This window comes from Tenuifilum sp., from assembly GCF_037481895.1.
Lineage (GTDB): Bacteria > Bacteroidota > Bacteroidia > Bacteroidales > Tenuifilaceae > Tenuifilum > Tenuifilum osseticum.
The window spans coordinates 1-2,477 of the sequence record NZ_JBBFKU010000075.1 but is presented as its reverse complement, the minus strand read 5'-3'; the positions used below and the strand labels follow the sequence as shown (position 1 = coordinate 2,477).

Here is a 2,477-nt window from a genome sequence, read left to right as displayed (position 1 = left end):
CAAGCCGGTGAACATATCGATACGGTTTGGAAGGGAATAATACAGTTTCGCCCTTCGGGTATAAGGGTTAAGCGTCCCACGGAATTTCCAGCACTGGTGGCCATGGTGCATATACCAATAGTTGGATGGGAAAAACGTCGGCTAACACCCCGTGAGGTTGCCAACCTACAGAGTTTTCCTGACGATTACAGGATAAACAATAACACCCAGCAAGCCTATAAGCAGTTTGGTAATGCGGTTAATGTAAAGGTGGTTGAATACCTTGCCCGACAGCTTTTTGAGCAGGCATAGCTACTTACCAGTGGCAGCCCTGAAAAGCGGGTCGGCCGATTGCAGTAGCTTCCCTTTAAGATTGGGTGATATTTGGGGATGTTCCTTTATCCACTTGGCTACAATCCTTGAGGCTTCGGTTGAGTTATGCCCGTAGAGCACCGCATCGAGCCAGATTTTAGGGAAGAATATATCGTTGGTTTGCTGTATTTCGGGTAGCAAGTCGAGTGCAGCATTAAGGTAATGGATGGAGTGGCTGGCGCGTAGGGGATGAAAAAATAGCCGGAGCCCTTCGGCTACCCATGGCTCAGGTCGACGGTTTTGTGCATCCAGCAAACTATGGAAAAAGTCGTCGCGCAGGGCTTCGTCGGGGGTTGCGGCACGCTTAACAAATCGGAACTTGGCAAGCCTATCGGCATTCTGAATTCGTTCTTCCTGTACTTGCAGAATGCTATCGGCATCGTGAATATCCCTTACAGCCAATTGTAACGACAGGTCTATGTAGTCGTTTTCGCTAAGCGTAATCCCTTTAACCTGAGTTTTTTTTGCCCAAATCTTTTCCATAAACTCGGTAGCTTCGGGCGATATGGTAGTTCTGCAATAGGTTAGGAATGCAGGTTTGCGTTCATCGGCAGGCATTTTCTGGTTATTGAATATTCCCGATAAGGTTTGTTCGAGGGTTTGCGAAAGGATAATCCGGTTTGTGTGGTCAAGGAACTGCCACCAAACGGTTTCCAGGTTATTGAGCAGGTAGTTTCTGATTTGTGAATCCTTTTCGCGGGTAAGGGCATTGGCTAAATAGCGGAAGTAGGTATCGGTATCAATAAAATGATTTAGAAAAAGTTCATGTAGGTTGATGAAGAATGAGGCACGAGCCAAATCGTTGCTGGTTAATTCATCGGGTTGGATAAGGGTGAGGTTGTGGTTTTCGGCAACAAAAAGGCCATATCCTAAACCATTACTGTTGACAATGATGTTTTTTTGGGTTGATACGTTATTTGGCAAAGGAATTTCGCACGTTTTTCCGGTAAGTTTTACAGTTAACGTTTGGTATTGGGTTTTGGTGGGCAGCATAATATTGAACTGCATGGGTAGCCAACCATCGGTTTGGGTAAAAATGAACTTATCGTTGGTTAAATCGATATTAATGGCAGGCATGCCGGGTGTGTCGATCCACCGTTTGCTCCACGATTTGATATCGTCGGCCGAGAGGTTATCAAAAATCTCAATTAGTTCGCTCCAACCGGCGTTATCGTAAGCATATTTTTTTAGGTAGATATTTAAGCCTTCCCTGAACTTTTCTGAACCCAACATGAGTTCAAGCTGTTGAAGTGCAATGGGTGCTTTATGGTAGATGATGTCGCCGTAGAGCGTTCCGGCAAGTAGCAAGTTATCGAGGTTCTGACGAATTGGATTTGCCCCACCTGTCCTGTCAACCGAGTAGGCCCTGGGGTAGTGCGAAAGTACAAAGCTCAGCTGATGGTTTAGCTTGGGGTATTGCGGGTTTACAATCTTGTCGGCCATAAGCCCGGCAAACACTTCCTTCAACCAAACATCGTTGAACCATTGCATGGTAACCAGATTCCCGAACCACTGGTGCGAAACCTCGTGGGCGATAAGGTTTGCCTGGCTTAGCTGCTGGGTAACCGATGGATTTTCGTCGAGCAGGATACGGCTATCCCTGTAAAATATCGCTCCCGGATGTTCCATACCACTGTAAGGGAAATCGGGGATTAGAACCACATCGAGTTTCTGGAAGGGGTAATTGATGTTGGTATAATCTTCGAGCCATTTAATGGCGCTATGGTGCAGCTCAAACACTTTTGGGGTATTTCTGGCTACCTTTTGGGTATCGGTCTCGCGATGGTATATGGTCATCCTAAAACTATCCCTTACGTAGTCAATAGTTTTCAACTTTCCGGCAGCAAAGGCAAAAAGGTAAGTGCTAATAGGGTAGGTTTTATCAAATATCCAGAGGGTAGAGGTGTCAGTTTCCATTTTGTTTATTACGGGAGCATTGCTCACAGCAACCCAATCCTTAGGAGTTTGAAGGGTTAGGTTGAAGCATGCTTTCAGGTTGGGCTGGTCAAAACAAGGAAATACTGTTGAGGCTCTATCGGGCACCAGCAGGCTGAAAAGGTAATCGCCCTTACGGTTGAGGGAGGTTTTGCCTGCCAAAAAATCGATAGAAATCTTATTCTGACCTT

The 2,477-nt window shown here is 46.0% G+C and carries 2 protein-coding genes; one reads left to right on the top strand and one right to left on the bottom strand.

Annotated elements, in window-relative coordinates; genetic code table 11:
* Positions 1-291, top strand: a 291-nt coding sequence (locus WHS63_RS13130; protein ID WP_445205509.1) for a DNA cytosine methyltransferase, incomplete at its 5' end; no start/stop codon positions are given.
* Here the strand turns inward: WHS63_RS13130 and WHS63_RS13125 are convergent.
* On the bottom strand, positions 292-2,477 hold a 2,186-nt coding region (locus WHS63_RS13125), incomplete at its 5' end, for a M1 family aminopeptidase (RefSeq protein WP_445205508.1).